We start from the raw sequence: 1,950 nt of genomic DNA on the forward strand, positions 1-1,950 counted from the left end.
AAAAGGACCCCTACCCCTTTTCCGGGTCCTTTTTCAACGTTTTCTACTAAAATAGCGTTTTTTATTCAAATTGATGCCCTGCTTATTTGGGCGCATTTACCAGTATTTTTACCAAAAAATTCATGATATTGTTAATTAGTCGAGTACGTCATTACTTGACGATTACCCTTAGGGGCTCCCCAGACAAATGGGGCTCCTTTTATTCAAATAACGATTTTGTTTAAATTTCATTAACCTTATTGATTCCTTTACATACAGTATTATCACAAGAAATTCAATAAGTGCTCCGGTCTAGTTACCTTGAATTTCTTGCAAATCTTGTGGGAAGAATCCGTTTATAACAAACGGGTTCTTTTATTTATTCATCATAAAATAACTATTTTGTTCACTTTTTTGATACATTTACGAAACATTCATATGTTATCTTCAGTAAGTTCTTTTCTTTTCATAAAATTGTGTGAGTTATACCGACACAAGAAGCCCTAGATCCCTAAATCTAGGGCTTCTTCGTTTTAATAACTATGTTGTTTGTTTTGATGTATAGACAACTATATATTTAGATGTTAAAATATTATTGTGATTCCCACTTGGTTTCACATACGACTCTTTTTCTGTGATTATGGGGTTCTTACGTAATAGTAAGGACCATTTTTTTATTTAGTGCCCATAGCCAGTAAATCCGAAGCCCATATTTCTCCTTTCTGATTCCAATAATCCCAACGTTTCTACTAACGCTATGACGCCTACAGGTGCCTCGTTCAATCAAATAAGTTTCTACCCTTTAAATACGTCATAACGCTATGCCTCCTAATCCAAATCCATTATCTCTTCTAAGGTCATATCAGAAATATACGTGGTGATAATCTGTATCTTTCCGTATTTCTTTTTAGCCATTTCTATAGCTTCGCTCTCGGACTTCGCCTCAAACCAACGAAGCTTCCACTTCTCATCTTTATCGTAAAACTCTACTGAGTACGTCATAACGCTATTACGCTTCAAGAATTTGTCCACGGTACTTGTTGCGGTATAATCAAAACTTCCGACTACATCCTCCAGTGTTAGTTGTTTCATGCCCCTAGCCCCATTGGACGCGATTTGATTTTGTTCTTATCTGCCTGATCCATAATTAATGCAGCAATTTCTAGTTGATGCCTCCCTAACTCTTTTGCTATTTCAAGAATATCTTTATCCTCATCCCACATTTCTCGTAATTGAATCACTTCGCTTTCATCAAATACTAAGTCCAACTCTTCTAAAGCAATATATAAGTTACGACGCGACTTCTTCATGTACTTTCCCCGCTGCAACGCCATTGTGTAATTCTCCTTTTCCAAATCCGTTCCAAGTCGTGGCATCCCATTTCCCCTCCAGTTGTAATTGATGAATTTCTCGTAACTCCGCCATAACGGCATGACGTCTTCTATCCACTTCTTCAAGACTGCAATTCCCTGCTTCGCAAATACACGGTGCAAATTGATAGCAGCCATTCCCCATATCGTTGCTAATTACTCCCGTTCCTTCACATACACACATCGGTTATTCCCCCTTTAAAATGGCAATGCCTTTCTTCTGTAATCCTTTGTTTCTTCGAATTTTATTGTTCTAAAATTATTAAGAATTCGTGATACGATTCGCTCGTCATATGCCTCGTCTAAACGCTTTCCTGTGAGGTTTGTCGTGAAGATAGTAGATTTACCTTGCCTACCATCGAAAACATCGAATAGCACCCTATTAATAAAGTTTGTTGCTTTTGTATTGGCATCTAATGCGCCTAACTCTGCTCCTAAATCATCGACTATTAATACTTCTGCTTTTACTAGACTTCGAATGATTGCATCTTCAGTTAGTGTGGAGTCTTTGCTGAACGTACTTTTTATTTTCCGTAGCAATTCGCCAACTGTAACGAAGACAACTGACTTCCCTGCTCCTGCAAGCTCATCCGCAATAGCA

General features: G+C 37.7%; 4 protein-coding genes. All 4 read right to left on the minus strand.

All coding sequences use genetic code 11. The features are described 5' to 3' along the window. Positions 1-807: 807 nt before the first annotated feature. Positions 808-1,071 carry a hypothetical protein gene (locus BB045_RS08510; protein WP_075140674.1) on the minus strand — a complete coding sequence of 88 codons (264 nt, stop codon included), beginning with the start codon at positions 1,069-1,071 and terminating at the stop codon, positions 808-810. Then, positions 1,068-1,313, minus strand: coding sequence for a helix-turn-helix domain containing protein (locus BB045_RS08515; protein WP_083605835.1), 246 nt, complete (start codon positions 1,311-1,313; stop codon positions 1,068-1,070). The genes BB045_RS08510 and BB045_RS08515 overlap by 4 nt, the downstream gene beginning before the upstream one ends. Further along, positions 1,270-1,533, minus strand: coding sequence for a hypothetical protein (locus tag BB045_RS08520; protein ID WP_075140676.1), 264 nt, complete (start codon positions 1,531-1,533; stop codon positions 1,270-1,272). Before BB045_RS08520 ends, BB045_RS08515 begins: the two co-directional genes overlap by 44 nt. 14 nt (positions 1,534-1,547) lie before the next feature. Continuing rightward, positions 1,548-1,950 (minus strand): ATP-binding protein (locus tag BB045_RS08525; protein ID WP_178377506.1); only part of this gene is annotated, 403 nt, incomplete at its 5' end.

This window comes from Staphylococcus sp. MB377, from assembly GCF_001922505.1.
Lineage (GTDB): Bacteria > Bacillota > Bacilli > Staphylococcales > Staphylococcaceae > Staphylococcus > Staphylococcus haemolyticus.